The sequence below is a fragment of the Pseudomonas sp. S3_A09 genome (assembly GCF_054668065.1).
The window spans coordinates 1,143,452-1,169,409 of sequence record NZ_CP162752.1 but is presented as its reverse complement, the minus strand read 5'-3'; the positions used below and the strand labels follow the sequence as shown (position 1 = coordinate 1,169,409).

The window sequence follows — 25,958 nt, the reverse complement described above, 5'->3', positions numbered from 1 at the left end:
CAGCGGGGTCTTATTCCTCCATCGGCTCTGGTGAACGGGGCCTGACCAAAGGACTGCCGTTCTCATCCAGCCCGGCTGCGGCCACCGCTAAGTCGTCACCGGTCAGCAGGTAGTAGTGCCTGAGCGTATCCAGGCTCGATGCCGACAAGGGGTTGCCGCTGATGTCTGAGTCGGTGTCGAGCTGCGTGGCCAGCTGCAGAAAGTCTGCAGGAATCTCTTCGATCAAATTGTCGCTCAAGTCCAGGCTGCGCAACTCGTGCAAGGCGAACAGCCCTTGTGGGAGGTGGGTAATGTCGGTGTCTGGCAGGTACAGCGTTTCCAGTTCGGTCAGTTGACTGACGTCAGGCGTGAGGCCCAGCCGGTTGCCACCCAGGTCCAGGTACTCCAGTCTGCTCATCCATGACAGGGCGTGGACACTGGTGGGTGTCAAGCGGATAGCTGACTCGGTCAGGCTCAGGGCGTTGAGCGCTGGCAGGCTGAGTGCGGTGAGGGGAATTTCGCCCAGACTGAATCGTGTGATGACCAGGCTCCTGAGTTTTGGGAAGCATTTGAGCAGTCCGTCGATGCGGGTGGTGGTGCCATTGCCTTCTAGGTCGAGTGTCGTCACATGGTCGAACCGGGCGCTCAGTTCGGGCAGCTCGCCCAGTATCGGCATTTCAAAAGTCAGCTTATGGGTCGGCCGAACGTCGTCGTTGTTGTCGTCCAGTTCGCTTTCGCGGCGCCAGGCTGCTTCAAGCAGCGTTTTGAATGCACGGCGATTAAGCTGATCCTGTGCCCGCGTTTGTTCATCCAATGGTGTGTCCACGACGGGGTGCCGTTCTGGGACATTCACCACCCACTCTTCTAGGTCGGTGCTCAGTTGTGCGTATTCGGTTTCAAGTCGTTCGATGGCAGGCTCTGCCGCGTCCAGGTCACCGGGCAGCTCAAAAAAGAAGCGGCTGGCTTCGTGTTCGGTGAAGGTGGGGTACAGCGCTTTGATCCTTTCTCGCGACGTCGTCGGGGCATCGACGCGCCAATGCTCGCCAGTGCGTTGGCAATGGCGTTTGATCTGCATCAGCCCCGAGCGGTTCAGCGGGTTGCGGGAGAGGTCGAAGACGGCGGTTACTGAGTCGGGGAGCCTGAACGCGCTGTCGGGAATCTGGGTGATCAGGTTGTTGCTCAGGTTGACGCGTTGGCGCTCCACGGCCTTCAGCAGGCCGTCGGGGATTGCCGTCAAGCCGGTGTCTTCAAGTTCGATGCTGGTAAGTCTGGGGAGCGCGCTGAAATCCGGCAGTTGCCCCAGAGCGGTGTTATGGCTCAAGTCCAGTGTTGCCAGCTCGCTCAGCGTGGTGAGTGAGGCGGTACTCTCGGTTGATAAGGTGAGCGCGCAACGGGGCAGGCGCAAGGATGACAGTTGCGGCAGGTCCCATACCGAAGCAGGGATATCGCCCATCACATACCCCTCGATGAATAAGTGGTTAAGGGTCGGGAATCCTCTGAAAAAAAGCGGCGACTGCAACGGGAATGGACCCTGCGCGCCCTTCAGGTGCAATGAAGACACGTGCCTGAACACGCCGCTGTCGAGTGACGGGAAGGTGCCAGTCACAGGCTGCGGGCTTTCCACGGTGAACGTGGAAATGGCCTGTGGGCCGCTCGTATCCAATGCACCTTCTCGGCGCCAGCACGCTTGGAGTTCCTCTTTGAAATCCACTCGCCGGGCTTGCTCCTCCGGTGCGGGGACCTGTCGTGCCCATGTATCAAGCCCGTCGGACAGGTTGGCATATTCGACTTCCAGCCGTGCCAGTTCGATCTGACCTATTTCAATCGTGCCGGGCAGGCCAAAGAGAAAGCGGTTGACTTCGTTCACGCTAAAGTCGGGGAAGAGCGTGTTGACGCGCTGAATATCGATTGCCAGGGCATCGACTTCCCAATAGCGGCCTGTTCGTTGGTAATAACTTTTTACCTGCTCCAAGGTCGCTCGCGACAGGGGATTGCCCGAGAGGTCGAAGGTGGCCGAGGTGTCGGCGGGCAGGTCGAACAGCGCGGAAGGCAACTGTGTGATCCGGTTTCTGGACAGCACCGCCAGCTCCAGCGATGCTCGACTGAGCAGCCCGGCAGGGAGGTTGGAAATGCCGGTCTCGGACAGGTCCAGAGCGCGCAGATCAATCATGCGTTCAACGCTCGGAGACAATCCCAGCGGGTTGCTGTACAGGTCCAGGGTTCGAAGTCTATTCATGGCTGTCAGGGTATTCAGGCTATCGGGTGTCAGGGTGATGCCGCAGTTGCTAAGGATCAACGTGTTGAGGCGCGGCATTGCGCTGAGAGTGGCTGGCAGCTGACCCAGTTGGGCATGGGTGATGCTGAGGTGGCGAATGTTCGGAAAGCTGCGCAAAAAAACATCGATATTAGTCAGTGCAGACTGGTTGCCACTGAGTTCAAGGTAGGAAATATGCTCGAAATTGGCCGGCAGCGCCGGTAGCTCTCCATACAAAATGGCGTGCGATTTGAGTGTTTGACCGTTTTGGCTGGGATGCTCGAAGTAGGCGTCTGTCTCGGTTTCCCGGCGCCAGGCGCGTAAGAGTTCACGCCAGAAAAGGATGCGGTTTTGCCGCATGTCACTGTATTCCTGACGGCCCATGCTCACCTCGGTGCCCGGATAGCTGTGCGGGGGGCGGGCGGCCCAGTCGGCCAGGGCACGATTCAGATGCTGAAACTCCTGGCGCAGGGCCGTTAATGTCGCAAAGGCTCCGCCCGGACGGCGCTCCAGCGTTTGGATCATCTCGCCGATCTGTTCATCGGTGTGGGCTGGATACAGTTCTCGTGCCAACGCCTGCAGGTCGGGCTGTTCGGCCGGTGCCGGCGGGTAGTTGTCCAAGCCCAGCAGGCGCAGGTGGGTGCGGGTGTCGGTGGGCGCGCGTGTGGGTTCGGCGGTGATCAGCGTACGCAACGGCGCGCGTTTCAGGGCATGGGTGCGCAGGGCCAGCCTTAAAGCGGGACCTTGGCCGATGTGCAAGCCCAGGGCGTTGCGCTCGTCATCGGGGAGGGCCTGCAGTACCGCGTTGTACAGGTCGGTCGCGCCGGACAGTTCGCCGCTGTCGTCTTGCGGGGTGTAACGCCCGTCGGGCGAACGGACCAGGGTTCGTTTGATGCGTGCCTTCGGTTTGCCGATGGCATCCAGGAGGGCGGCCTCGGGCGTGGGGTTTCTGATCTCAATGCGCAGCTTTTTTCCTGCCCAGCCAGGCAATTTCTCCAGGGAGTGCAAGGCCAGTCGGTGGGTGTCGAGGGTCTCCGTCGAGTCGAGGTACAAACCGTCGTAGGCATGGTTCACCCTGGCTTCGTCCCGCAGCGATTGGGCCAACTCGCTCAAGCGCGCGGGGATCTTGCCTTCGTCAACGGCCTTGAGTTCCTGGCTGTTGGCGGTGTCCAGCAGGGCGTCGGCTGCGGTGAGCGGCAATCCGGGTGTGTTGTCTATCATGGCCTGTTGGCGAGGGGTGATAGGGCGCTCCAGCTGTTGGTAGCGGGTGTTGAACAATTCAGCTCGATGCAATTGGGCCCGCCCGGCCAGTTGTTTCCTGAGTTTAAGCGCGCGATTTTTCAGGGAGGTGACCGGGTCGCCGAATGCTTCCCCCAGCAAGGTTTTGCGTTGGGGCTCATCCAGGGCCTCCAGCAGCGTTTCCAGCACGACATCTTGTTTCAGCTGGGCTTCGTGTATCTGCACCACACTGGCGTTTTTTTCGCCGGGCAGCTCCCAGGCGGTTCTGCCGTTTGAGTCAAGGAAACGCAGGGTCTTGGCTTTTGGCCAAAGCTCCAGGTTGGCCAGCAGGTGCAGTTGGGACTGCGCATCGGCCCGTCGGTAAATCGCCGGATCATCGCTGTTCATTTGATCGATGAAGTCCTGCAATGCCTGGTCGATCCGGAAGCGATCAACGGTGTCGGTCAGCAAGGGGGGCGGCTGATGCTGGTTGACGTACATCTTGCGCAGCGCACCTTCGCGGGTGCCGCTGATACGACGAGCAGCGACCAACTGCTCATCACTGAGCCCGGCGGTTCTAGGGCCTTGGCGTTTCATGAGGGTGGTGCTGTCCCAGCTCAGCGGCGTATCCAGCTCGTTTAGCCAGGCGCCCTTGTCGTTGCTCAGCAGGGGTGGGCGGTAGGCATTGCTCCGGGTGGGATGTTGCAGGTAGCGCTGCTGGGTGATGGGATCGGTCTCGACCATGAAAGGTTTGTCCGCGAGCAGCAGGATGTTTTTACCGTTGTAGGCATGCAGCCCTTGGGCGTTTGGGTAGGAGTGGCTCGCCAGTCGGAGGTCGTGGGCGTAGGGCGCGAGGTCGGGTTTCCAGAGCCGCGTCTTGCCATCGGGTAGAGCGACAGGCTTGAAACTGTCGAAAAACTTTATGGCATCAGCGGGTAATAGCGTGCGCAGGGCGCTCGCGGCAATGGGCGCACCCGCGATGAACAGGCCCAGTTGTATCCCTTGCTCTACGAATGACAGCAAATGTGCGAACGCCTCGGTCACGTCGCCCACCGCCCAGTCGATGACCCATTCGAAGGCCTCGTCCAGCATTTGGTAGGCGCTGTAGCCAAGCATCAGCAAACCCACGGGCGGCACAAACGGGGCGACGATAAGCGCCGCGATTTGCAGGATCGCCGAGGCGACTTTCTGCACGATGGCCCAGCGCTCCCAGCGTACTCGCTGGTCGACGCTGGCGGTGGACACCGCGATGGCGCGGGCATCGCTGAACACCTTGCTGAGTTTTGTCTGAAACAAGTGGGTGAACAGATCCCCACTGATCGCAGTGGCGCGGAATGCCAGGTGCGGCTGGTCGATGGGTGTCTCGCGCCAGGACGGCAGTGGATCGCCGCGGGTGTGCGGGTGCCAGGTGACCTTGGACAGCCTGCGGTTGAGGTCGGCGAAGAAGAGGCCGCGTTCTTCGTGGCTGATGAAACGGCTGAAGAATTGTTGATACTCGGCGCTGCGCAGGTTGTTGCCCAGGGCGGTCATGAAGTCGACAAGAGTGGGGTACTGCTTGAGCGGTGCGTAAGGGTCGTCGGGGATATAGGCGATAACGCCTACGGGATGCCGGCTGCCGATGTTCTCGGCAAACAGCACGATGCCGGTGAGCGCCGTCGACATGATGCTCAGGTTGTAGCACTGCAGTGGGTAGCAGGTGCTTGGGTTGTCGTCGGTGTTGAGCAGGCGCTGCAACCGTGTGACGGACTGATCATCGTGCAGATCGCCTTTCATCCAGGCCATTTTCAGCGCGACGTTCAAGTCTGCTGCCTGGCTGTGCTTGAGCTTCAGTTGCAGGCTGGCCATGGCCAGCGGGTTGTTGAAGTCAAAGAACTGCTCAAGGTAGCGTTGGTACTTGGCGCCGATGTCCAGCTCGCGGCACAAAGCGGTGAACTGCGCCACCGTGATGCGTGTGTCGAGCGCAGGCAGCGTGTCGAATTGGCCGGTGCTGGTGGGCTTGGTGATGAAGCCGGATGACGCTTCAAATACCTCGCCGGCTTCGAAGTTGTGCAGGGCCGCGTCCAGCAATGACACGGTCCAGGTTCTTGCCGCGCCTGAGCGCACCGAGAACCATGGGATCGTCAGGGGAATATAAAGGCGCAAATACGTGGTCTCGACGTCACGTTCGATGCCAAAGCGCCGTTTGAGTAACTGCGCGAGCAGGGGCGCCCCGAATGCCTGCGGCGATTTCAGGGTGCCCATGGCCTGATCCACCTTGGATTGTGCCTCCCAGGCACGACTCACTCGGTTTTTCAGGGTGTCATGAGCGTCGGGGGACGCGGTTTTGTACCACTGCGGAATGCTTGGCTTAACGTTGTTCAGCGCTGTGCGCTTGGCCGGGGAAAGGGTGGGCAGCCACGCGGGCACGGCTTGCATGAGGATATCCTGGTGCAGGTCGCGATATGCCGACACGTCCGGGAGCTGAATGGGTGAGGTCACTGGAATACGCCTTTGCGTGATGAACAGGCGCAGTAGCAGAACAATTTCGGCCAGTCGGCCGGAGGTAGATAGATAGCCGGCTGCCGATTACATTGCCGCTATCCTGCCCGACCACCTGCCGCTGGGACACGCGAGCGTTTAAACTGCGCCATTGCGACGCTATTTGTCGCATTGGCGTAAACCCGCCAAAATCGCGGGTTGGCGCTATAAGAAGTTGTCGCTTGGCGGCAAGGCCGCGCTGAAAACTGTCCTTACAATCCCTGCATCGCCCGCCAGTTCCAGGCAGGCGTTCCTCTTCAGGAGACTCCGATGTCCGTTGAGCAAGCCCCGGTGCAACGTGCCGATTTCGACCAGGTCATGGTGCCTAACTACGCACCGGCTGCATTCATCCCTGTGCGTGGCGAAGGTTCGCGCGTATGGGACCAGGCGGGTCGCGAGCTGATCGACTTTGCCGGCGGCATCGCGGTCAACGTATTGGGCCATGCCCATCCGGCGCTGGTCGGTGCGCTGACCGAACAGGCCCACAAGCTGTGGCACGTCTCCAACGTCTTCACCAATGAGCCGGCCCTGCGCCTGGCCCACAAGCTGATCGACGCCACCTTCGCCGAGCGTGTGTTCTTCTGCAACTCCGGCGCCGAGGCCAACGAGGCCGCGTTCAAGCTGGCCCGTCGCGTGGCGTTCGACCGTTTCGGCAGCGAGAAATACGAGATCATCGCGGCGCTCAACAGCTTCCATGGCCGTACCCTGTTCACCGTCAACGTCGGTGGGCAGTCCAAGTACTCCGATGGTTTCGGTCCTAAAATCACCGGTATCACCCACGTTCCTTATAACGACCTGGACGCGCTGAAAGCCGCCGTGTCGGATAAGACCTGCGCCGTTGTATTGGAACCGATCCAGGGCGAAGGCGGCGTGCTGCCGGCCGAACTGGCTTACCTGCAAGGCGCCCGCGACTTGTGCGACGCGAACAACGCGCTGCTGGTGTTCGACGAAGTGCAGACCGGCATGGGCCGCAGTGGCCACCTGTTCGCTTACCAGCACTACGGCGTGACCCCGGACATCCTCACCAGCGCCAAGAGCCTGGGCGGTGGTTTCCCGATCGCGGCAATGCTCACCACCGAAGCGTTGGCCAAGCACCTGGTGGTCGGCACCCACGGCACCACCTACGGCGGCAACCCGCTGGCGTGTGCGGTGGCCGAGGCGGTGATCGACGTGATCAACACCCCTGAAGTGCTGGCCGGCGTGAATGCCAAGCACGACCTGTTCAAGGCGCGCCTGGAGCAGATCGGCAAGCAGTACGGTATCTTCACCGAAGTGCGCGGCATGGGCCTGCTGCTCGGTTGCGTGCTGAGCGACGCGTTCAAGGGCAAGGCCAAGGACGTGTTCAACGCGGCCGAGAAAGAAAACCTGATGATCCTGCAAGCCGGCCCCGACGTGGTGCGTTTCGCGCCGAGCCTGGTGGTGGAAGACGCGGACATCAAGGAAGGCCTGGACCGTTTTGAACGTGCTGTGAAGGCGTTGACGCAAGCCTGATGGACCGATCGGCGCCTGGTAATCCCGGTGCCGAACACAAATTTTGTATGCCGGATCCCTTGGTTGGAACGGTGGAGATCAAATGTGGGAGCGGGCTTGCTCGCGAATGCAGTGGTTCAGTCACCTCAAATGTTGAATGACACAGCGCTTTCGCGAGCAAGCCCGCTCCCACACTTGACCTCACCGTTTTCAAGATCGTGTCCGGCATTTTTCCCTGTGAGTTTTTCGAGTTAAGGAGTGACACCATGCTGGTGATGCGCCCCGCGCAAATGGCTGATCTGGGCGAGGTACAGCGTCTGGCTGCGGACAGCCCGATTGGTGTCACCTCCTTGCCGGACGATGTGGAACGACTGAGCGACAAGATCGCCGCCAGCGAAGCATCCTTCGCCGCAGAGGTCAGTTTCAACGGCGAAGAGAGTTATTTCTTCGTGCTCGAAGACACCGAGACCGGCAAGCTCGCCGGCTGCTCGGCCATCGTCGCGTCGGCTGGCTACTCGGAACCCTTCTACAGCTTCCGTAACGAGACCTTCGTGCACGCCTCCCGCGAGCTGAAGATCCACAACAAGATCCACGTGCTTTCCCAGTGCCACGACCTTACCGGCAACAGCCTGCTCACCAGTTTCTACGTGGTGCCGGAGCTGGTGGGGTCGCCGTGGTCGGAACTCAATTCCCGTGGCCGCCTGCTGTTCGTCGCCAGCCATCCCGAGCGCTTTGCCGACTCTGTGGTGACCGAGATCGTCGGCTACAGCGACGAGAACGGTGACTCGCCGTTCTGGGACGCCATCGGCCGCAACTTCTTCGACCTCAATTACGCCGCCGCCGAGCGCCTGTGCGGGCTGAAAAGCCGCACCTTCCTCGCCGAATTGATGCCGCATTACCCGATCTATGTGCCGCTGCTGCCGGACGAAGCCCAGGAAGCCATGGGCCAGGTGCACCCGCGTGCGCAGATCACCTTCGACATCCTCATGCGTGAAGGCTTCGAGACCGATCACTACATCGACATCTTCGACGGTGGCCCGACGCTGCATGCACGGGTCTCGGGCATTCGCTCGATTGCCCAGAGCCGCGTGGTGCCGGTGAAGATCGGTGAGATGGTCAAGGGTGTCGGCCGCCAGTATCTGGTGAGCAACGCACAGTTGCAGGATTACCGCGCGGTGATGCTGGAGCTGGACTATGCGCCCGGCAAGCCGGTGACGTTGGACCTCGCAGCGGCCGAAGCCCTGGGTGTTGGCGAAGGCGCGAGCGTGCGTCTGGTAGCGGTTTAAAAAGAGAGTTTCGCGGGTGGCTGACAACAGCGGCTCGTCTGAGGAGATAGCATGATCGTTCGTCCCGTACGCAGCAGCGATTTACCGGCCCTGATTGATCTGGCGCGCAGCACCGGCACTGGCCTCACCACCTTGCCGGCCAACGAGGAGCGCCTGACCCATCGGGTAGGCTGGGCCGAGAAAACCTTTCGCGGCGACGCCGGGCGTGGTGATGCCGACTACCTGTTCGTGCTGGAAAACGACGAAGGTCGCGTGGTGGGGATTTCCGCCATTGCCGGCGCCGTTGGCCTGCGTGAACCCTGGTACAACTTCCGGGTCGGCCTGACGGTCAGCGCCTCCCAGGAGCTGAATATCTACCGCGAGATCCCGACGCTGTTCCTGGCCAACGACCTCACCGGCAATTCCGAGCTGTGTTCGTTGTTCCTGCACGCGGATTACCGCACCGGCCTCAACGGCCGCATGCTGGCCAAGGCACGTCTGCTGTTTATCGCCGAATTCCCGCACCTGTTTGGCAACAAGATCATCGCCGAGATGCGCGGTGTGTCTAACGACGCCGGGCGTTCGCCGTTCTGGGAAAGCCTGGGTCGGCACTTCTTCAAGATGGAATTCAGCCAGGCCGATTACCTCACCGGTGTGGGCAACAAGGCGTTTATCGCCGAGCTGATGCCGAAGTTTCCCCTGTACAGCTGCTTCCTGTCCGAAGACGCGCGCAATGTGATCGGCAAGGTCCACCCGGACACTGAGCCCGCCTTGAGCATGCTCAAGAGCGAAGGCTTCAGCTACCAGGGCTATGTCGACATCTTCGACGCGGGACCTGCGGTGGAGTGTGAAACCACCAAGATCCGCGCCGTGCGTGACAGCCAATCGCTGGTGCTGGCCATCGGCACGCCGGGGGACGATGCCACGCCGTTCCTGATCCATAACCGCAAGCGTGAAGAGTGCCGCATTACCGCCGCACCGGCCCGTCTGGCGGCAGGCACGCTGGTGGTCGATCCACAGACCGCCAAGCGCCTGCAACTGGTGGTGGGTGATCAAGTGCGTGCCGTTCCGTTGTCCGCTGCTCGGGAGTCGAAATAATGAATTCGTTGTATATCGCAGGGAGCTGGCTGGCCGGCCAGGGTGAACTGTTTGAATCGCGCAACCCGGTGACCCAGCAGGTGCTGTGGGCCGGCAATGGCGCCACCGCCGAGCAGGTCGAATCCGCTGTGCAGGCCGCACGCCAGGCGTTCCCTGCGTGGGCCAAGCGTCCGCTGGAAGAGCGCATCAGTGTGCTGGAGGCCTTCGCTGCCACCCTGAAAAGCCGTGCCGACGATATCGCCCGTTGCATCGGGGAAGAAACCGGCAAGCCGCTGTGGGAGTCGGCCACCGAAGTCACCAGCATGGCGAACAAGATCGCGATCTCGGTGCAAAGCTACCGTGAGCGTACCGGCGAGAAGAGCGGCCCCCTGGGCGACGCCACTGCGGTGTTGCGCCACAAGCCGCACGGTGTGGTGGCAGTGTTTGGCCCGTACAACTTCCCTGGCCACTTGCCGAACGGGCATATCGTCCCGGCCTTGCTGGCGGGCAATACCGTGCTGTTCAAGCCGAGCGAGCTGACCCCCAAGGTTGCCGAGCTGACCGTGCAGTGCTGGATCGAAGCCGGATTGCCGGCAGGCGTATTGAACCTGCTGCAAGGCGCGCGGGAAACCGGCATCGCGTTGGCGGCCAACCCAGGTATCGACGGGTTGTTCTTCACCGGTTCCAGCCGTACCGGCAATCATCTGCATCAGCAATTCTCCGGGCGTCCGGACAAGATCCTGGCCCTGGAAATGGGCGGCAACAACCCGCTCGTGGTCGACGAAGTGGCCGACGTGGATGCAGCGGTCTACACCATCATCCAGTCGGCGTTTATCTCTGCCGGCCAGCGCTGCACCTGTGCGCGCCGCTTGCTGGTGCCGGAAGGCGCCTGGGGCGACGCATTGCTGGCGCGCCTGGTGGCGGTCAGCTCGACCATCGAGGTGGGCGCATTTGATCAGCAACCCGCGCCGTTCATGGGCTCGGTGATCTCCCTCGCAGCGGCCAAGGCCTTGATGGACGCTCAGGAACTGATGTTGGCCAATGGCGCCGTGGCGTTGCTGGAGATGACCCAGCCCCAGGACCAGGCCGCGTTGCTGACCCCTGGCATCATCGACGTGACCGGCGTCACCGAGCGCGAAGACGAGGAGCTGTTCGGCCCGTTGTTGCAGGTGATCCGCTACGCTGATTTTGAAGCGGCGATTGCCGAGGCCAACAACACCCAGTACGGCCTGGCCGCTGGTTTGTTGTCGGACTCCGAAGCGCGCTACCAGCAGTTCTGGCTGGAAAGCCGCGCCGGTATCGTCAACTGGAACAAACAGCTGACCGGCGCCGCCAGTACCGCGCCGTTCGGTGGGGTGGGGGCGTCGGGCAACCATCGCGCCAGTGCGTATTACGCCGCGGATTACTGCGCGTACCCGGTGGCCTCGCTTGAGACCCCGAGCCTGGTATTGCCAGCCACGCTGACCCCGGGCATAACACTGGTCTAAAAATGTGGAAGCGGGCTTGCTCGCGAATGCGGTCTGTCAGTTGATGTATGAGGTGACTGGTGCACCGCTTTCGCGAGCAAGCCCGCTCCCGCATTGGATCTGTGGTGTGCTGAAGATTGCCTATAAAAACAGATGTTCGTGGAGCCTCGCCGATGAAATCCTATGAAGTCAATTTTGACGGTCTAGTGGGGCCGACCCATAACTACGGCGGCTTGTCCTTCGGCAACGTCGCGTCCCAGAGCAACAGCCAACAGCATTCCAACCCCAAGGAAGCGGCGTTGCAGGGCCTGCAAAAGATGAAAGCCCTGATGGACATGGGCTTTGTCCAAGGTGTGTTGGCGCCTCAGGAACGTCCTGATGTGGCTGCCTTGCGCAACCTGGGTTTCAGCGGCAGCGACGCCCAAGTGATCCAGCAGGCGGCCAAGGATGCGATGCCGTTGCTGGTCGCGAGCTGCTCGGCGTCGAGCATGTGGGTGGCCAACGCCGCCACCGTCAGCCCAAGTGCCGACACCTTTGACGGGCGCGTGCATTTCACCGCCGCCAACCTCAACTGCAAGTACCACCGCAGCATCGAACACCCGACCACCAGTCGCGTGCTGGGGGCGATGTTTGCCGATGATAAACACTTCGCCCACCACGCCGCGTTGCCGGCCGTGGCGCAATTCGGTGATGAAGGCGCGGCCAACCACACACGCTTCTGCCGTGAATATGGCGAGGCGGGCGTCGAATTCTTCGTGTTTGGTCGCAGCGCGTTCGATCCCCGTTACCCGGCGCCGCAGAAATACCCTGCTCGCCAGACGCTTGAGGCGTCTCAAGCCGTCGCACGTTTGCATGGCCTGAAAGATGACGGCGTGGTGTACGCCCAGCAGAACCCGGCGGTGATCGATGCCGGTGTGTTCCATAACGACGTGATCGCAGTGGGTAACGGCGAAGTGCTGTTCTATCATGAGGATGCCTTTCTCAATACCGAACAGATGCTCGCCGAACTGCAAGGCAAACTGGGCAAGTTGGGCGGTAACTTCCAGTCCGTCTGCGTGCCCCGCGCTCAGGTCAGTGTCGAAGACGCGGTACGTTCCTACCTGTTCAACAGCCAGTTGCTGAGCCGCGCCGACGGCTCGATGCTGCTGATCGTGCCGGAAGAATGCCGCGCCAACGAGCGCGTCTGGCAGTACTTGCAAAGCCTGACCGCGACCGGTGGCCTGATCCGTGAAGTGAAGGTGTTCGACCTCAAGCAAAGCATGCAGAACGGCGGTGGCCCGGCGTGCCTGCGTTTACGTGTGGCGTTGAATGAAACGGAACTGGCGGCGGTGAATCCAGGCGTTATCATGACCGCGCCGTTGTACGACACGCTCACCCAGTGGGTCGACAAGCACTACCGCGACAGCCTGCGCGAAACCGACCTGGCAGACCCGCAATTGCTGTTGGAGTGCCGGACGGCATTGGATGAACTGACGCAAATCCTTAAACTGGGCTCGGTTTATCCTTTCCAGATCAATTAACGCCACCTTCTTTTACGACCTATGGCTGAGAGCTAATTTATGACCACCGACACCCTGAAACTGATTCTTGAAGACACCGACGGCACCCAGCTGGAAACCTCCTGCACCCGCGTCGCCGTGGTCTGGCAGGGCAAGGAAATCTGGATCCAGCACGATGGCCGTGGCCAACTGCTGATCGGCGTAGACGTGGAAGAAGGCGACGCCGAGTACGCCAACCTGCTGATGCGTCCACTGGCCACCAATCTGATGAGCCTGCAACTGGAAATGGAACCGGCCGACGTTGAAGGTGATGACGACGATCACGTCCACGGCCCAGGCTGCAACCACTAAGGAAGCTGCGTATGCTCGCCCTTGGCAAACTGCTTGAACTGACCCTCGCCGGTCGCGAACCGGCGCAAAAAATTCAACTGACTGTCGACGGCGTGCAGATGCGCTGGCTCAGCGAGGGCGCGCTTGAAGTGCGCCCGCCTGAGGCGAAGGACAACGGCAGCGACCTGCTGCTGTCGTCCGGCATCCATGGCAACGAAACCGCGCCGATCGAGCTGCTCGACCGCCTGTTGCATGGCATTGCCCGAGGGGAGATCAAGCCCCGCACCCGTATTCTGTTCCTGTTCGGCAACCCTGAGGCCATGCGCCGCGGCGAGCGTTACCTCGAACTGGACGTCAACCGGCTGTTCAACGGCCGTCATGAAAAAAACATCGGTCCCGAAGCCATGCGCGCCGCCGAGCTGGAGCAATTGGCCCGCAGCTTCTTCAGCCTGCCTGGCCGTTCGCGCCTGCATTACGACCTGCACACCGCCATCCGTGGCTCGAAGATCGAACAGTTCGCCCTGTACCCCTGGAAGGACGGTCGCCAGCATTCTCGCCACCAGTTGGCACGCCTGAACGCTGCCGGCATGCAAGCGGTGCTGCTGCAGAACAAGACCTCGATCACCTTCACTGCGTTTACCTATGAGCAACTCGACGCTGAGGCCTTTACCCTGGAACTGGGCAAGGCGCGGCCGTTCGGGCAGAACCAGGGCGTGGACGTCTCTCGCCTGGAAACCCGCCTGAAGCAGCTCATCGAAGGCACCGAGCCCGAAACCGAGAGTCTGGATGGCCTGCAACTGTTTGCCGTCTCCCGTGAAGTCATCAAGCACAGCGATGCCTTCCTGATGCACCTGCCCGCCGATGTCGAAAACTTCTCGCCGTTGGCCCAGGGCTACCTGTTGGCCGAAGACGTGGCCAAGACCCGCTGGGTGATCGAGGAGGAGGGTGCGCGCATTATCTTCCCCAACCCGAAGGTGAAGAATGGCTTGCGCGCGGGCATCCTGATTGTGCCGACCACCGAGGCAGGCCTGGCTTAAAGCGCATGCCTGGACGATGAGCGCAGGTTTCAGAGGGTGTAGTGCTCACTCAGCAAGCGCGGCGGCAAGCCCAACTCCCTGCGCAAGCCGTTCTCGCTGAACGGTTCGGGGTTGGTCGTGGTTGGGGCGGTGGCCGGGTCGTTATCGAAGTCGAACGGTTCGGCGGACGTTGGCAGGCCCAGGGCTTGAAGTTCTTCGTTGGAAACCTGAATACGTGCTTGGTTGCCGTCCGCGGCCGCCTCACTGAACCCGTGCAGTCGCGTGCCGGTAATGTGGTTATACGCGTGGCATAGCTGGTGGAACAGCGCGATGATGCTGGGTTGATGGGAGCGGGTGTCAGTGGTGTTCAACCCTATTTGCCCTCCATAAGGGGGGCGTGCCTGGATGGCCATTCTCTATAAACGCACCGTCGCGGGTCGCGGGGTCAGCGCTGAACCTGGTGGATGGCGTGTCAATGAGCTCATTGATCGCAACCGGGATACCACTCTCGAGCGCCGCCCTCTGCAGCACGGCCAGCAGTTGTCGGCCGGTCGGGGAAGTGTTCAGCAGCCGCAGGTCATCGTTGATGCGCTCAACGAACTGCGGGCTACCTACGACCGTCACTCCGCTCTCCTGGATATTCCCGGGCTCGACCTGAAGGTTGCCCGTCGCCGGTTCGCCAGGGGCAAACGCGTTCAGTCTGTCCCACTCCTCTGATGAGGTCGGGAACTTGATGGACAGCTCGGTCAGGAGGCTGTGGTACGTCATGTCATCAGGCTTGAGCAAGGTGACTTCATTCCTTCCTTCACCGGCAAAAATGACGTTGGTAGCGTCGCCGGCTTCGATGTGGTCGTCGCCTGGGCCGCCACTGAGAATGCTGTGGCCGTGGCCGCCGATGATGAAGTCATTGCCGTCGCCACCATCGATGAAGGAGGCGCCGGCGGCGACTATTTCATCGTCCCCTGGACCACCATACGCAGTGATGTTGGCATCAAACTTCGCCAGGATCATATCGTCGCCGGGCCCGGTTTCGATATGGCTCGACCCTTGGAAGACCGTCACGCTGTCATGACCCGGTCCGGTAGAAATGTTGGCAAGGGGAGCAGTGCTGATCACAAAGTCGTTGCCTTCGCCGGTGTCAACGATGACGGGGTTTTCGATCCTGTCATCGATCTGCACAACGTCTGAGCCGCCCTGAGTGATGAACACCAACGCCTGATCCCGGGTGGCGGGGATGATGCAGTACTTTGCGTCGTTGACCTCAAGCGTGACGGTCGTGGACGGCAGCGCGGCGTGTGACCGGTTGACGGCAATCGTGTGAATCGCCCCCGATTCGGGCACATACTTTCGCAGAACAATGACGTCATCGTGGTCCTGCGTGGTGACTATCAGTTGATCCGCATCTGCGCTCACCCTGCGTTCGATCGTCAGTTGGTTGCTCGAATGCAGCAGCACCTCAATGCTCCCCTGTGCGTCAGGATGCTCGTTATTGCTGGGGGGGACAGGTCTCTGCCCCCAGGCTGCCCCATGAATGATCTGGAATCCCTGGGCGGTTATCTGGTTTATTTCCAGTTCGTATTGGCCTGCAATGGTCATGCGAAGATCTCCCTATCTAACAAGTAATGTCGCCGGTACGGCGCGTCAGCGTTACTAAATAGAAAGGCGCAGGGGGCAGGGGGTAATTAATTAGTGCGAAGCCAGACCCCAATAAAAAAACGCCCCGGCAAGAGCACTTGCCGGGGCGTTTCTTTGACGGGCTGAGGGGGTCAGACGGCCAGTTTTTGCTCACTGCGACGGATCGCGCGCACCTTGTGCAGCGTGTCGGCGCAGGTACGTGCAGCTTCCTGGCCTTTGTGCACAAAGTGCTCGTAGAAGAAGGTCTGGTGTTCGCTGCCGGCGTGGAAGTGATGCGGGGTCAGGGACACCGAGAACACCGGCACTTCGGTTTCCAGCTGAACCTGCATCAGGCCGCTCACCACCGATTGGGCAACGAATTCGTGGCGGTAGATGCCACCGTCGACCACCAGTGCGGCAGCAACGATGCCGGCGTAGCGACCGGTCTTGGCAAGCAGCTTGGCGTGCAGGGGCATTTCAAAGGCGCCGCCGACTTCGAAGAAATCGATGTCCGATTCCTGGTAGCCCTGGGCGATCATTTCGGCGAGGAAGCCTTTGCGCGATTGGTCGACAATATCCTTGTGCCAGCAGGCCTGGATAAACGCGACGCGCTCGCCGTGGTGGTTTTTGCTTTTGCTATCGATTGCGGTAGGTTGCATGTTCTGACTCCTGTTTAAGAAAAAAACAGGGCGTTATGAATCGAATGGGATTTAAGGGTACGCGAACACAATAGGTGCGCGGCCCTTAGGTGCCAATCCCGTTCTCTCTTCATCCGGACTATGACCGTCGGCCCCGGGATCACACCGGGTCTGCTGACCTTGCCGCCGTCCTGCATGAGCAGTTCGAGGCGCCAAGCGCTCGCGGGCTATACACATTGCGTGTAATTACCGCCGGTGGGGAATTGCACCCCGCCCTGAGAACGTTGCCGCCAGAACCCTGGCGGCGGAGAGTTTTTAACATGGTTTTTCAAAAACTGCACGATCGCTGTATCGATAAGCTATATCGGTTTGTTTGGTTGGTATTCGATTGAGCAACGATGGGGCTTGATATTCCGAGGCTTTGCCCGCAGTAATCATCGATACAAGAAATTTAATACTTCTCAGAGGCTTGTTTCATGTCTGTGATCGACCTGCGCAGCGACACCGTGACCCAACCCACCCCCGGCATGCGGGACGCGATGGCCACCGCCGTCAGCGGCGATGACGTGTATGGCGAGGACCCCAGCGTCAATCGCCTCGAAGCCGAACTGGCCAAGCGCCTGGGCTTTGCCGCCGCCTTGTTCGTGCCGACGGGCACCATGAGCAACCTGTTGGCGTTGATGGCCCACTGTGAGCGCGGCGAGGAGTACATCGTCGGTCAGCAGGCCCATACCTACAAATACGAAGGCGGTGGCGCGGCGGTGCTCGGTTCGATCCAGCCGCAACCACTGGAAGTGCAGGCCGATGGTTCGCTGGACCTGGACCAGGTGCTCGCGGCGATCAAGCCCGACGACTTCCATTTCGCCCGCACCCGTTTGCTGGCGCTGGAAAACACCATGCAAGGCAAGGTATTGCCGCTGGATTACCTGGCAAAGGCGCGGGCGTTCACCCGTGAGCATGACCTGGCCCTGCATCTGGATGGCGCGCGGCTCTACAACGCGGCGGTCAAGCTGGGGGTGGATGCGCGCGAGATCGCCCAACATTTCGATTCGGTGTCGGTGTGCCTGTCCAAAGGCCTGGGCGCACCGATTGGCTCGGTGTTGTGCGGTTCCACGGCGTTGATCGCCAAGGCCCGGCGCCTGCGCAAGATGGTGGGTGGTGGCATGCGCCAGGCCGGTTCACTGGCGGCAGCCGGGTTGTACGCCTTGGATCATCAGGTTCAGCGTCTTGCGGAGGATCACGCCAATGCCCACTGGCTGGGCGACGCCCTGCGCCAGGCCGGTTATGAGGTGGAGCCCGTGCAGACCAACATGGTCTATGTGCAGATCGGTGACCAGGCCCAGGCCTTGAAGGCGTTTGCCGCCGAACGCGGGATCACGTTGAGCGCCGCCCCGCGCCTGCGCATGGTCACGCATTTGGATGTCAGTCGGGCGCAGATCGAGCGCGTCGCGCAGACATTCGTCGAATTTTCGCGGAAATGACAGTGCAGACCGTCTAATTGAACGTTTCAATCGTATAAACACGCTGTACCACCGGCAAAGGGCCGATATAATGCGGCCCTTTGCCGTCGCTCCGTCTGATGATGTTGCGCACTGGCCTTTGGCCGCAGCCTCCGTGGAAGAACCTAATGAAAAGCGCAGAAATCCGTGAAGCCTTCCTTCGCTTCTTCGAAGAGCAAGGTCACACCCGTGTCGCCTCCAGCTCCTTGATCCCAGGCAATGACCCAACCCTGCTGTTCACCAACGCGGGGATGAACCAGTTCAAGGACTGCTTCCTGGGCCAGGAAAAGCGCGCGTACACCCGCGCCGTCAGCAGCCAGAAATGCGTCCGCGCCGGTGGCAAGCACAACGACCTGGAAAACGTCGGCTACACCGCCCGTCACCACACTTTTTTCGAAATGCTCGGCAACTTCAGCTTTGGCGATTATTTCAAGCAAGACGCGATCAACTTCGCCTGGACCTTCCTCACCGGCGTGCTGAAGCTGCCCAAGGAAAAACTCTGGGTTACCGTCTACGCCAGCGATGACGAGGCCTACGACATTTGGACCAAAGAAGTCGGCGTGCCGGCTGAGCGCATGGTGCGCATCGGTGACAACAAAGGCGCTCCATACGCCTCCGACAACTTCTGGACCATGGGCGATACCGGCCCGTGCGGCCCTTGCACCGAGATCTTCTACGACCACGGCGCCGACATCTGGGGCGGCCCACCGGGCTCGCCAGAGGAAGACGGCGACCGTTACATCGAGATCTGGAACAACGTGTTCATGCAGTTCAACCGCACCGCCGACGGCGTGTTGCATCCGTTGCCAGCGCCGTCGGTGGATACCGGCATGGGCCTGGAGCGGATCAGTGCGGTGATGCAGCACGTGCATTCCAACTACGAGATCGACCTGTTCCAAAGCCTGCTGGCCGCGGCGGCCAAGGCCATTGGTTGCACCAATGAAGACCAGGCCTCGCTGAAAGTCGTGGCTGACCATATCCGGTCCTGCGGCTTCCTGATTGCCGACGGCGTGCTGCCGTCCAACGAAGGCCGTGGCTATGTGCTGCGTCGCATCATCCGTCGTGCTTGCCGTCACGGTAACAAGCTGGGTGCCAACGGCAGCTTCTTCTATCAGATCGTCGCGGCCCTGGTGGCCGAGATGGGCGAAGCCTTCCCGGAACTCAAGCAGAACCAGGCGCATATCGAGCGCGTGCTCAAAGCTGAAGAAGAGCAGTTCGCCAAGACCCTGGAACAGGGCCTGAAGATCCTTGAACAGGACCTTGCCAACCTGCAAGGCTCCGTCGTGCCGGGCGACGTGGTGTTCAAGCTCTACGACACCTACGGTTTCCCGATGGACTTGACCGGCGACATCGCCCGTGAACGCAACCTGACCCTCGACGAGGAAGGTTTCGAACGCGAGATGGAAGCCCAGCGTGTGCGCGCACGTTCGGCCAGCTCGTTCGGCATGGACTACAACAGCCTGGTCAAGGTTGACGTGGCCACCGAATTCACCGGCTACAAGGCCACCCGTGGTGCGGCCAAAGTGGTTGCTCTCTATAAGGAAGGCCAGTCGGTCGACGTATTGAACGAAGGGGATGACGGCGTGGTGGTTCTGGACCAGACGCCGTTCTACGCCGAGTCCGGTGGCCAGATCGGCGACTGCGGTTTCCTTGAAGCCTCGTCCGGACGTTTTGACGTACGCGACACCACCAAGACGGGCGGCGCGTTCCTGCACCACGGTGTGTTGGCGTCGGGCAGCCTGACCGTCGGTTCGCCGGTCGAGGCGCAAGTGGACGCCGATGTGCGCCACGCCACCTCGCTGAACCATTCGGCCACGCACTTGCTGCACGCCGCGCTGCGCCAGGTACTGGGCGAGCACGTCCAGCAGAAAGGGTCGTTGGTCGACAGCCAGCGCCTGCGCTTCGACTTCAGCCACTTTGAAGCGATCAAGCCGGAGCAGATCAAGGCCCTGGAAGACATCGTCAACGCCGAGATTCGCAAGAACACCGCAGTCGAAACCGAAGAAACCGATATCGAGACCGCCAAGGCCAAGGGCGCCATGGCGCTGTTCGGCGAGAAGTACGGCGACAGCGTGCGCGTATTGAGCATGGGCGGCGATTTCTCGGTAGAACTGTGTGGCGGTATCCACGCCAACCGTACCGGCGACATCGCCCTGCTGAAGATCATCAGCGAAGGTGGCGTGGCGTCCGGTGTGCGTCGTATCGAGGCAGTCACCGGCGCTGCGGCCCTGGCCTACCTCAATGCGGCTGAAGAACAACTCAAGGAAGCGGCCAGCCTGGTCAAGGGCAGCCGCGACAACCTGATCGACAAACTGTCCGCTGTGCTGGAGCGCAACCGCGCGCTGGAGAAACAGCTGGAGCAGTTGCAAGCCAAGGCGGCCAGCGCGGCAGGCGACGATCTGTCGGCTTCTGCGGTGGACGTCAAGGATGTGAAAGTCCTGGCTGCACGCCTGGACGGTCAGGACGGCAAGGCGCTGTTGGCTTTGGTCGATCAGTTGAAGAACAAGCTCGGCCGCGCAGTGATCCTGCTCGGCGGTGTCCATGAGGATAAGGTCGTTCTGGTTGCCGGCGTAACCAAGGACCTGACTGGCCAACTCAAGGCCGGTGATTTGATGAAGCAAGCCGCCGCGGCAGTGGGCGGGAAGGGCGGTGGTCGTCCGGACATGGCGCAAGGCGGTGGTGTCGACGCCGGTGCCCTGGACGCAGCCCTGGCCCTGACCGTGCCATTTGTCGAGGCAGGTATTTAAGGCATTGTTAACCGGCCCGTGATCTAGTCACGGGCCTGTTCGGTGCTGGTTGATTGAATATTAGGCGCCCCTTTACGGGCTGAGGCGGCTTAGAAATGGCTTTGATCGTACAGAAATTTGGAGGCACCTCGGTCGGCTCTGTCGAAAGAATCGAGCAGGTGGCCGACAAGGTTAAGAAATTCCGCGATGCCGGCGACGACCTGGTGGTAGTGCTGTCGGCGATGAGCGGCGAGACCAATCGCCTGATCGATCTGGCCAAGGCAATCAGTGGTGATCAACAGCCGCTCCCGCGTGAGCTGGATGTGATCGTGTCCACCGGCGAGCAGGTGACCATCGCCTTGCTGGCCATGGCGCTGAACAAGCGCGGTGTGCCGGCGGTGTCCTACACTGGCAGCCAGGTACGCATCCTTACCGACAGCGCGCATACCAAGGCGCGCATTCTGCAGATCGACGATCAGAAAATCCGTACGGATCTGAAAGCCGGTCGCGTGGTAGTGGTAGCGGGCTTCCAGGGTGTGGACGAGCAGGGCAACATCACCACCCTCGGCCGTGGCGGTTCGGACACCACCGGCGTGGCGCTGGCAGCGGCGCTCAAGGCCGATGAATGCCAGATCTACACCGATGTGGACGGTGTCTACACCACTGACCCGCGTGTGGTGTCCGTGGCTCAGCGCCTGGACAAGATCACCTTTGAAGAGATGCTGGAAATGGCCAGCCTCGGTTCCAAGGTTTTGCAGATCCGTGCGGTGGAATTCGCCGGCAAGTACAACGTTCCGCTGCGCGTATTGCACAGCTTCAAAGAGGGTCCGGGCACCCTCATTACTATTGATGAAGAGGAATCCATGGAACAGCCGATCATTTCCGGTATCGCTTTCAACCGTGATGAAGCCAAGCTGACTATCCGTGGCGTGCCGGACACCCCGGGCGTGGCGTTCAAGATCCTGGGCCCGATCAGCGGCGCGAACATTGAAGTCGACATGATCGTGCAGAACGTTTCGCACGATAACACCACCGATTTCACCTTCACCGTGCACCGCAACGAGTACGATGCGGCGGAGCGGATCCTGCAGAACACTGCGAAGGAAATCGGCGCCCGTGAAGTGGTCGGCGATACCAAGATTGCCAAGGTGTCGATCGTGGGTGTGGGCATGCGTTCCCATGCCGGCGTTGCCAGCCGTATGTTCGAAGCCCTGGCCAAGGAAAGCATCAACATCCAGATGATCTCCACTTCGGAAATCAAGGTCTCGGTGGTGATTGAAGAGAAGTACCTGGAACTGGCTGTACGCGCGCTGCATACCGCTTTTGAGCTGGACGCTCCGGCCCGACAGGGCGAGTGACGAAGTGCCAGAAAGGCGCGGTTTACCGCGCCTTTCCTTTTTTTGTAGGGCGCATGTTCTTTTGCGTGCGCTCGACAATACTTAGGCGGTAGGGCTATGGCCTTTGGGTTGTAGGTCGAAGGCCTTTTTTTTGCAGACTGTTGTTCCTGAACTGAAATGCGTGAGGAGAAAGGTATGCTGATTCTGACTCGTCGTTGCGCAGAAAGCCTGATTATCGGTGATGGCGAAATCACCGTGACCGTGCTCGGCGTCAAAGGCAATCAAGTGCGTATCGGGGTTAACGCTCCGAAAGAGGTGGCGGTACACCGCGAGGAAATCTACCTGCGGATCAAGAAAGAGAAGGACGAAGAACCAAGCCTTTAATTTTTATCGTTTTTTATGTTTGCAAACGGGGATGAACGTGGTTAATATACGCCCCGTGTTGCGGAGAGCTGGCCGAGTGGCCGAAGGCGCTCCCCTGCTAAGGGAGTACACCTCAAAAGGGTGTCGGGGGTTCGAATCCCCCGTTCTCCGCCATTATTTGCTTAGTACGTTGCAATCTGGTTTTTTCGGTAAGTTGTTGAAACTAAACGAAAAAATAGCTTTACATAGAGATTGAACGGCCTATAATGCGCGGCAACAAATGCACTCGTAGCTCAGCTGGATAGAGTACTCGGCTACGAACCGAGCGGTCACAGGTTCGAATCCTGTCGAGTGCACCATTTAAGAGTCAGTTGCAGCAATGCAGGTGATTCGGTTACAACCAGTTGTGATCTGGTCTAAAAACACAATCTGCACTCGTAGCTCAGCTGGATAGAGTACTCGGCTACGAACCGAGCGGTCACAGGTTCGAATCCTGTCGAGTGCACCATACAAACAAAAAGCCCGCCTAGTGCGGGCTTTTTGCCGTCTGGGGTTTGTGTAGGATTTTTCGTTTTTCTCTCGCCTCCATGTGTTTTCCTTCCGCACTGCGTCGTCGCAGTTCATAGATGCAGCCAATGCTCAGCTTTGGCTCGCAAGCGCTTGTTCTTTCCAGTTTTTTGACGTTTAAAGTGGCCGGGCGGTGTATCATTGCGCCCGTCAGCCCCGCCGGGGCTTGTGGAATACCTCCATGGACTTACCCAGTAGTTACTCAGTACCCCGTTTTACCAATCATGAATTGACTGATTGATCCTTCCGGCGTGCCCCGCTGCTGGGAGTGGAGTTCGCCTATGACCGAAGTAGAAGTAAAGAAAACACAAGAAAGCCTGCAGGATCGCCTGGCTCAAGTCATCGAGCTGCTGCAGCGCCAGCGTGTGGTCGAAGACCTTACGCATCGCCAGGATGGCCCGAACAACAACCTGGTCGAAAACCTGGTTCACCGGCAAAACCTCGTTGAGCTGCAACGCAAGCTCGACGACCTGCACTCTGCCGACGTCGCCTACATTCTCGAAGCCTTGCCGCTGGACGATCGACTGACCCTCTGGCAGTTGGTCAAGGCCGACCGCGACGGCGACATTCTGCTCGAAGTATCCGACTCGGTCCGTGAAACCCTGATCGCCGACATGGACGATCACGAGCTCTTGGCGGCGGCCAGGGAGATGGACGCCGACGAACTGGCTGACCTGGCCCCCGAACTGCCCCGTGATGTTGTCCATGAGCTGATGGAAGCCCTCGATGGCCAGCAGCGTGAGCGTGTGCGCTCCGCGTTGTCCTACGACGAGGACCAGGTCGGCGCCCTGATGGACTTCGAGATGGTCACCATCCGCGAAGACGTCAGTTTGGAAGTGGTCTTGCGTTACCTGCGTCGTCTCAAAGAGTTGCCGGGTCATACCGACAAGCTGTTCGTGGTCGATTACGAAGGCATTCTCAAAGGCGTGTTGCCGATCAAGCGCCTGCTGGTCAACGACCCTGAGAAGAAAGTGGCCGACGTCATGGCCAGCGACCCGGTGAGTTTCCATCCGGATGAAGACGCGTACGAGGCTGCTCAGGCGTTTGAGCGTTATGACTTGATCTCGGCGCCGGTGGTGGACAAGAACGGCAAGCTGATCGGTCGTTTGACCATCGATGAAATGGTCGACCTGATTCGTGAAGAGAGTGAGACCGAAGTCCTCAACATGGCAGGTTTGCGTGAAGAGGAAGATATTTTTGCCTCGGTTTGGCGTTCCCTGCATAACCGTTGGGCGTGGCTGGCCATTAACCTGATCACTGCCTTCATCGCGTCGCGGGTTATTGGACTGTTCGAAGGTTCGATCGAGAAGCTGGTGGCGCTCGCAGCGCTCATGCCGATTGTGGCCGGGATCGGCGGCAACTCGGGTAACCAGACGATTACCATGATTGTGCGTGCCATGGCGCTGGACCAAGTGAGTACGGCGAACTCGTCGCGCCTGCTGCGCAAAGAGTTGGCGGTCGGCCTGATCAACGGCCTGGTGTGGGGTGGCGTGATCGGTGTGGTGGCCTACTTGCTGTATGGCAGTTGGTCGCTCGGCGTGGTGATGACCGCCGCCATGACCCTCAACCTGCTGTTGGCCGCGCTGATGGGGGTGTTAATCCCGATGACCCTGGCCCGCCTTGGACGCGACCCGGCAATGGGCGCCAGTGTGATGATCACGGCCATGACCGACAGTGGTGGCTTCTTCATCTTCCTCGGCTTGGCAACGATCTTCCTGCTCTGATTCCATCCAGCGGGGGCAAATCTGCCCCCGCTTCACACCCTTTTCCCGAATGGCATGCAAAAAAAAGCCAGCACATGGCTGGCTTCGGCTTTCAGTTGCAAATCAATTGGCTTCTGCGGCCGCCTCAACGTCGTGCGCGATAAGCGAGACGAGAGCATTTTGCTGGCGGTGGGAGAGCTGACGAAAACGCTGCAGCAGTTCGCGTTCGTGCAGCGACAGCTCGGGGCTGTCCAGGCGCATGCTCAACTCGTCGCCCAGCGCACCTTCCTGAATGAGGCTTTGTTCCAGGCGCGCGATGATTTCGGAGTTCATGCTGCGGTGATGATTGCGAGCCACCTCGGCAATGCGTTCCCGCATTCCGTCTGGCAGACGTACGACGAACTTGTCAGCCGTACGGCTGGAATAAATTGCCTGTTTCAATGGGCGCATATATTTAACCGGTTAGTTCAGGGGAGCGGTTTTTGGAATTGGCCGCAAGATGAGTGTTAAGACAAGGCTCACGACCAAAGTTCAACCTGAATTGCAAAGAGGCCGCATCATGCCTCAGATTTGACATTTCCTTGGCGTCAATTCTGTGACAAATATTGAACTGCCTAAAGGCTTTATGCCAGCACTCATTTGCATTTTTGCGGACTGGTTGGAAAACTTTGCCACCCGTGAAGCTTCACGGGAACTTCCCTTAAGTCCATGCCACCACAGGGTTTGAGGCCGCACATCCTATAGCAAAGTGGCCTTTTGCCCTTAACTTTAAGACTAGTGGCAATTTGCCGATTAGCGAGGCTGAGGCGACATAAGGTAGGGGGAGAGGCAGGGCGTTAGCGCAGGACTGGATCGAATTTGATGCGTCGACCCATGATCAAGGTGAGCAGCGATAGGCTGGCGAACACGCCGCTGGCAATGAAGGCCGTCGTTTGGCTGTCTGAGGGTTCGGCGTTCAAGCCCAGAATGCCTGTTAGGGCGGTCAGGCACAAAAACAGCCAGGCAAATTTGTTCATCAGAGGTTCCTCAGAAAACCCAGTGTTCAGAAGCGGGTGCGGACTGAGTGTCTTGGGTCAGGCGTACAGGCGATTGCGCGGTCGGTGTCATCACCGCCAGTTGCGGGCGTTGTTGCAAGTGATGGGGCACTGCCTGGCTGATCTGTGCGGGATCGTTGCTGCCTGTCGATTGAAAATGAAACATCAGCAATGCAGCCAAGGCTACGGTGTTGAGGGCTAACAGAAGGGCACTGTTCATGGTCATGTTCTCCGCTTAACGCCGTGGCTTATTGGGTTTGTAGGAGAACTGTTGCAGGTGTCGTGCCAATCTAATAACTCAATAAAATCAGATAGTTGAGTCTACTTTAAAGCCCTGAAAGGTTGCAATTTGCAATGGTGGCGTTTTGGTGGAGTGCATTTTGCAC

The 25,958-nt window shown here is 59.9% G+C and carries 19 protein-coding genes, 3 tRNA genes and 1 riboswitch; of the genes, 15 read left to right on the top strand and 7 right to left on the bottom strand.

Annotation, left to right across the window (positions count from 1 at the left end; all coding sequences use genetic code 11):
- Positions 1 to 10: 10 nt before the first annotated feature.
- Entirely contained in the window at positions 11 to 5,929 is a 5,919-nt protein-coding gene (locus AB4N92_RS05510; RefSeq protein ID WP_236267449.1) for a dermonecrotic toxin domain-containing protein, read from the bottom strand.
- A 309-nt stretch (positions 5,930 to 6,238) separates the two neighbouring features.
- Here AB4N92_RS05510 and AB4N92_RS05505 point away from each other — a divergent pair, with 309 nt between their 5' ends.
- The 7 genes from AB4N92_RS05505 to astE all read left to right on the top strand — a co-directional run bounded on the left by AB4N92_RS05505 (position 6,239) and on the right by astE (position 14,112).
- Positions 6,239 to 7,459: an aspartate aminotransferase family protein gene (locus tag AB4N92_RS05505; protein ID WP_010208316.1), complete on the top strand. Its 1,221-nt coding sequence runs from the start codon at positions 6,239 to 6,241 to the stop codon at positions 7,457 to 7,459.
- Between the two features lie 245 nt (positions 7,460 to 7,704).
- Entirely contained in the window at positions 7,705 to 8,724 is a 1,020-nt protein-coding gene (gene aruF / locus AB4N92_RS05500) for an arginine/ornithine succinyltransferase subunit alpha (RefSeq protein WP_003175655.1), read from the top strand.
- 51 nt (positions 8,725 to 8,775) lie between these two features.
- Positions 8,776 to 9,801: an arginine N-succinyltransferase gene (gene astA / locus AB4N92_RS05495; RefSeq protein ID WP_010208317.1), complete on the top strand. Its 1,026-nt coding sequence runs from the start codon at positions 8,776 to 8,778 to the stop codon at positions 9,799 to 9,801.
- Positions 9,798 to 11,267 carry a succinylglutamate-semialdehyde dehydrogenase gene (gene astD / locus AB4N92_RS05490; protein ID WP_162483030.1) on the top strand — a complete coding sequence of 490 codons (1,470 nt, stop codon included), beginning with the start codon at positions 9,798 to 9,800 and terminating at the stop codon, positions 11,265 to 11,267. The genes astA and astD overlap by 4 nt, the downstream gene beginning before the upstream one ends.
- A 152-nt stretch (positions 11,268 to 11,419) precedes the next feature.
- A complete protein-coding gene (astB, locus tag AB4N92_RS05485) occupies positions 11,420 to 12,766 on the top strand; it encodes an N-succinylarginine dihydrolase (RefSeq protein WP_010208320.1) in 1,347 nt (448 codons plus the stop codon).
- 39 nt (positions 12,767 to 12,805) lie between these two features.
- Complete coding sequence (locus AB4N92_RS05480; RefSeq protein ID WP_003214319.1) at positions 12,806 to 13,096, top strand: hypothetical protein; 291 nt, start codon at positions 12,806 to 12,808, stop codon at positions 13,094 to 13,096.
- Between the two features lie 11 nt (positions 13,097 to 13,107).
- Positions 13,108 to 14,112 carry a succinylglutamate desuccinylase gene (gene astE, locus AB4N92_RS05475; protein ID WP_010208321.1) on the top strand — a complete coding sequence of 335 codons (1,005 nt, stop codon included), beginning with the start codon at positions 13,108 to 13,110 and terminating at the stop codon, positions 14,110 to 14,112.
- 29 nt (positions 14,113 to 14,141) lie between these two features.
- Here the strand turns inward: astE and AB4N92_RS05470 are convergent, their stop codons facing one another.
- The 3 genes from AB4N92_RS05470 to AB4N92_RS05460 all read right to left on the bottom strand — a co-directional run bounded on the left by AB4N92_RS05470 (position 14,142) and on the right by AB4N92_RS05460 (position 16,364).
- A complete protein-coding gene (locus AB4N92_RS05470) occupies positions 14,142 to 14,462 on the bottom strand; it encodes a M91 family zinc metallopeptidase (RefSeq protein ID WP_460129452.1) in 321 nt (106 codons plus the stop codon).
- Positions 14,449 to 15,687 (bottom strand): M91 family zinc metallopeptidase, encoded by a 1,239-nt coding sequence (locus AB4N92_RS05465; RefSeq protein WP_460129449.1) that lies wholly within the window; start codon positions 15,685 to 15,687, stop codon positions 14,449 to 14,451. The genes AB4N92_RS05470 and AB4N92_RS05465 overlap by 14 nt, the downstream gene beginning before the upstream one ends.
- A gap of 170 nt (positions 15,688 to 15,857) precedes the next feature.
- Positions 15,858 to 16,364, bottom strand: a complete 507-nt coding sequence (locus tag AB4N92_RS05460) for a 6,7-dimethyl-8-ribityllumazine synthase (protein ID WP_010208324.1) — start codon at positions 16,362 to 16,364, stop codon at positions 15,858 to 15,860.
- Between the two features lie 96 nt (positions 16,365 to 16,460).
- Positions 16,461 to 16,630, bottom strand: a riboswitch (FMN riboswitch).
- 189 nt (positions 16,631 to 16,819) lie between these two features.
- On the opposite strand from AB4N92_RS05460, the gene ltaE reads away from it, so the two are divergent.
- The 8 genes from ltaE to mgtE all read left to right on the top strand — a co-directional run bounded on the left by ltaE (position 16,820) and on the right by mgtE (position 24,559).
- Positions 16,820 to 17,824 (top strand): low-specificity L-threonine aldolase, encoded by a 1,005-nt coding sequence (gene ltaE, locus AB4N92_RS05455; RefSeq protein ID WP_029529053.1) that lies wholly within the window; start codon positions 16,820 to 16,822, stop codon positions 17,822 to 17,824.
- A 146-nt stretch (positions 17,825 to 17,970) separates the two neighbouring features.
- The gene (gene alaS / locus AB4N92_RS05450; RefSeq protein ID WP_021491469.1) at positions 17,971 to 20,589 is read left to right on the top strand and encodes an alanine--tRNA ligase; all 2,619 of its coding nucleotides are present in this window, start codon (positions 17,971 to 17,973) and stop codon (positions 20,587 to 20,589) included.
- Positions 20,590 to 20,684: 95 nt separating this feature from the next.
- Positions 20,685 to 21,926 (top strand): aspartate kinase, encoded by a 1,242-nt coding sequence (locus AB4N92_RS05445; protein WP_010208327.1) that lies wholly within the window; start codon positions 20,685 to 20,687, stop codon positions 21,924 to 21,926.
- Positions 21,927 to 22,100: 174 nt separating this feature from the next.
- Complete coding sequence (gene csrA, locus AB4N92_RS05440) at positions 22,101 to 22,289, top strand: carbon storage regulator CsrA (protein ID WP_003175645.1); 189 nt, start codon at positions 22,101 to 22,103, stop codon at positions 22,287 to 22,289.
- Between the two features lie 62 nt (positions 22,290 to 22,351).
- A tRNA-Ser gene (locus tag AB4N92_RS05435) sits at positions 22,352 to 22,442 on the top strand.
- Positions 22,443 to 22,550: 108 nt separating this feature from the next.
- Positions 22,551 to 22,627: transfer RNA gene (locus AB4N92_RS05430), tRNA-Arg, on the top strand.
- 72 nt (positions 22,628 to 22,699) lie between these two features.
- A tRNA-Arg gene (locus AB4N92_RS05425) sits at positions 22,700 to 22,776 on the top strand.
- 340 nt (positions 22,777 to 23,116) lie between these two features.
- Positions 23,117 to 24,559 (top strand): magnesium transporter, encoded by a 1,443-nt coding sequence (gene mgtE, locus AB4N92_RS05420; RefSeq protein WP_010208332.1) that lies wholly within the window; start codon positions 23,117 to 23,119, stop codon positions 24,557 to 24,559.
- Positions 24,560 to 24,661: 102 nt separating this feature from the next.
- Here mgtE and AB4N92_RS05415 read toward each other — a convergent pair whose 3' ends face one another.
- The 3 genes from AB4N92_RS05415 to AB4N92_RS05405 all read right to left on the bottom strand — a co-directional run bounded on the left by AB4N92_RS05415 (position 24,662) and on the right by AB4N92_RS05405 (position 25,792).
- Positions 24,662 to 24,988, bottom strand: coding sequence for an Arc family DNA-binding protein (locus AB4N92_RS05415; protein WP_003175643.1), 327 nt, complete (start codon positions 24,986 to 24,988; stop codon positions 24,662 to 24,664).
- Positions 24,989 to 25,374: 386 nt separating this feature from the next.
- Positions 25,375 to 25,554, bottom strand: coding sequence for a PA3371 family protein (locus AB4N92_RS05410; RefSeq protein WP_042571985.1), 180 nt, complete (start codon positions 25,552 to 25,554; stop codon positions 25,375 to 25,377).
- Between the two features lie 10 nt (positions 25,555 to 25,564).
- Positions 25,565 to 25,792: a hypothetical protein gene (locus AB4N92_RS05405; RefSeq protein ID WP_010208335.1), complete on the bottom strand. Its 228-nt coding sequence runs from the start codon at positions 25,790 to 25,792 to the stop codon at positions 25,565 to 25,567.
- Positions 25,793 to 25,958 lie beyond the last annotated feature (166 nt).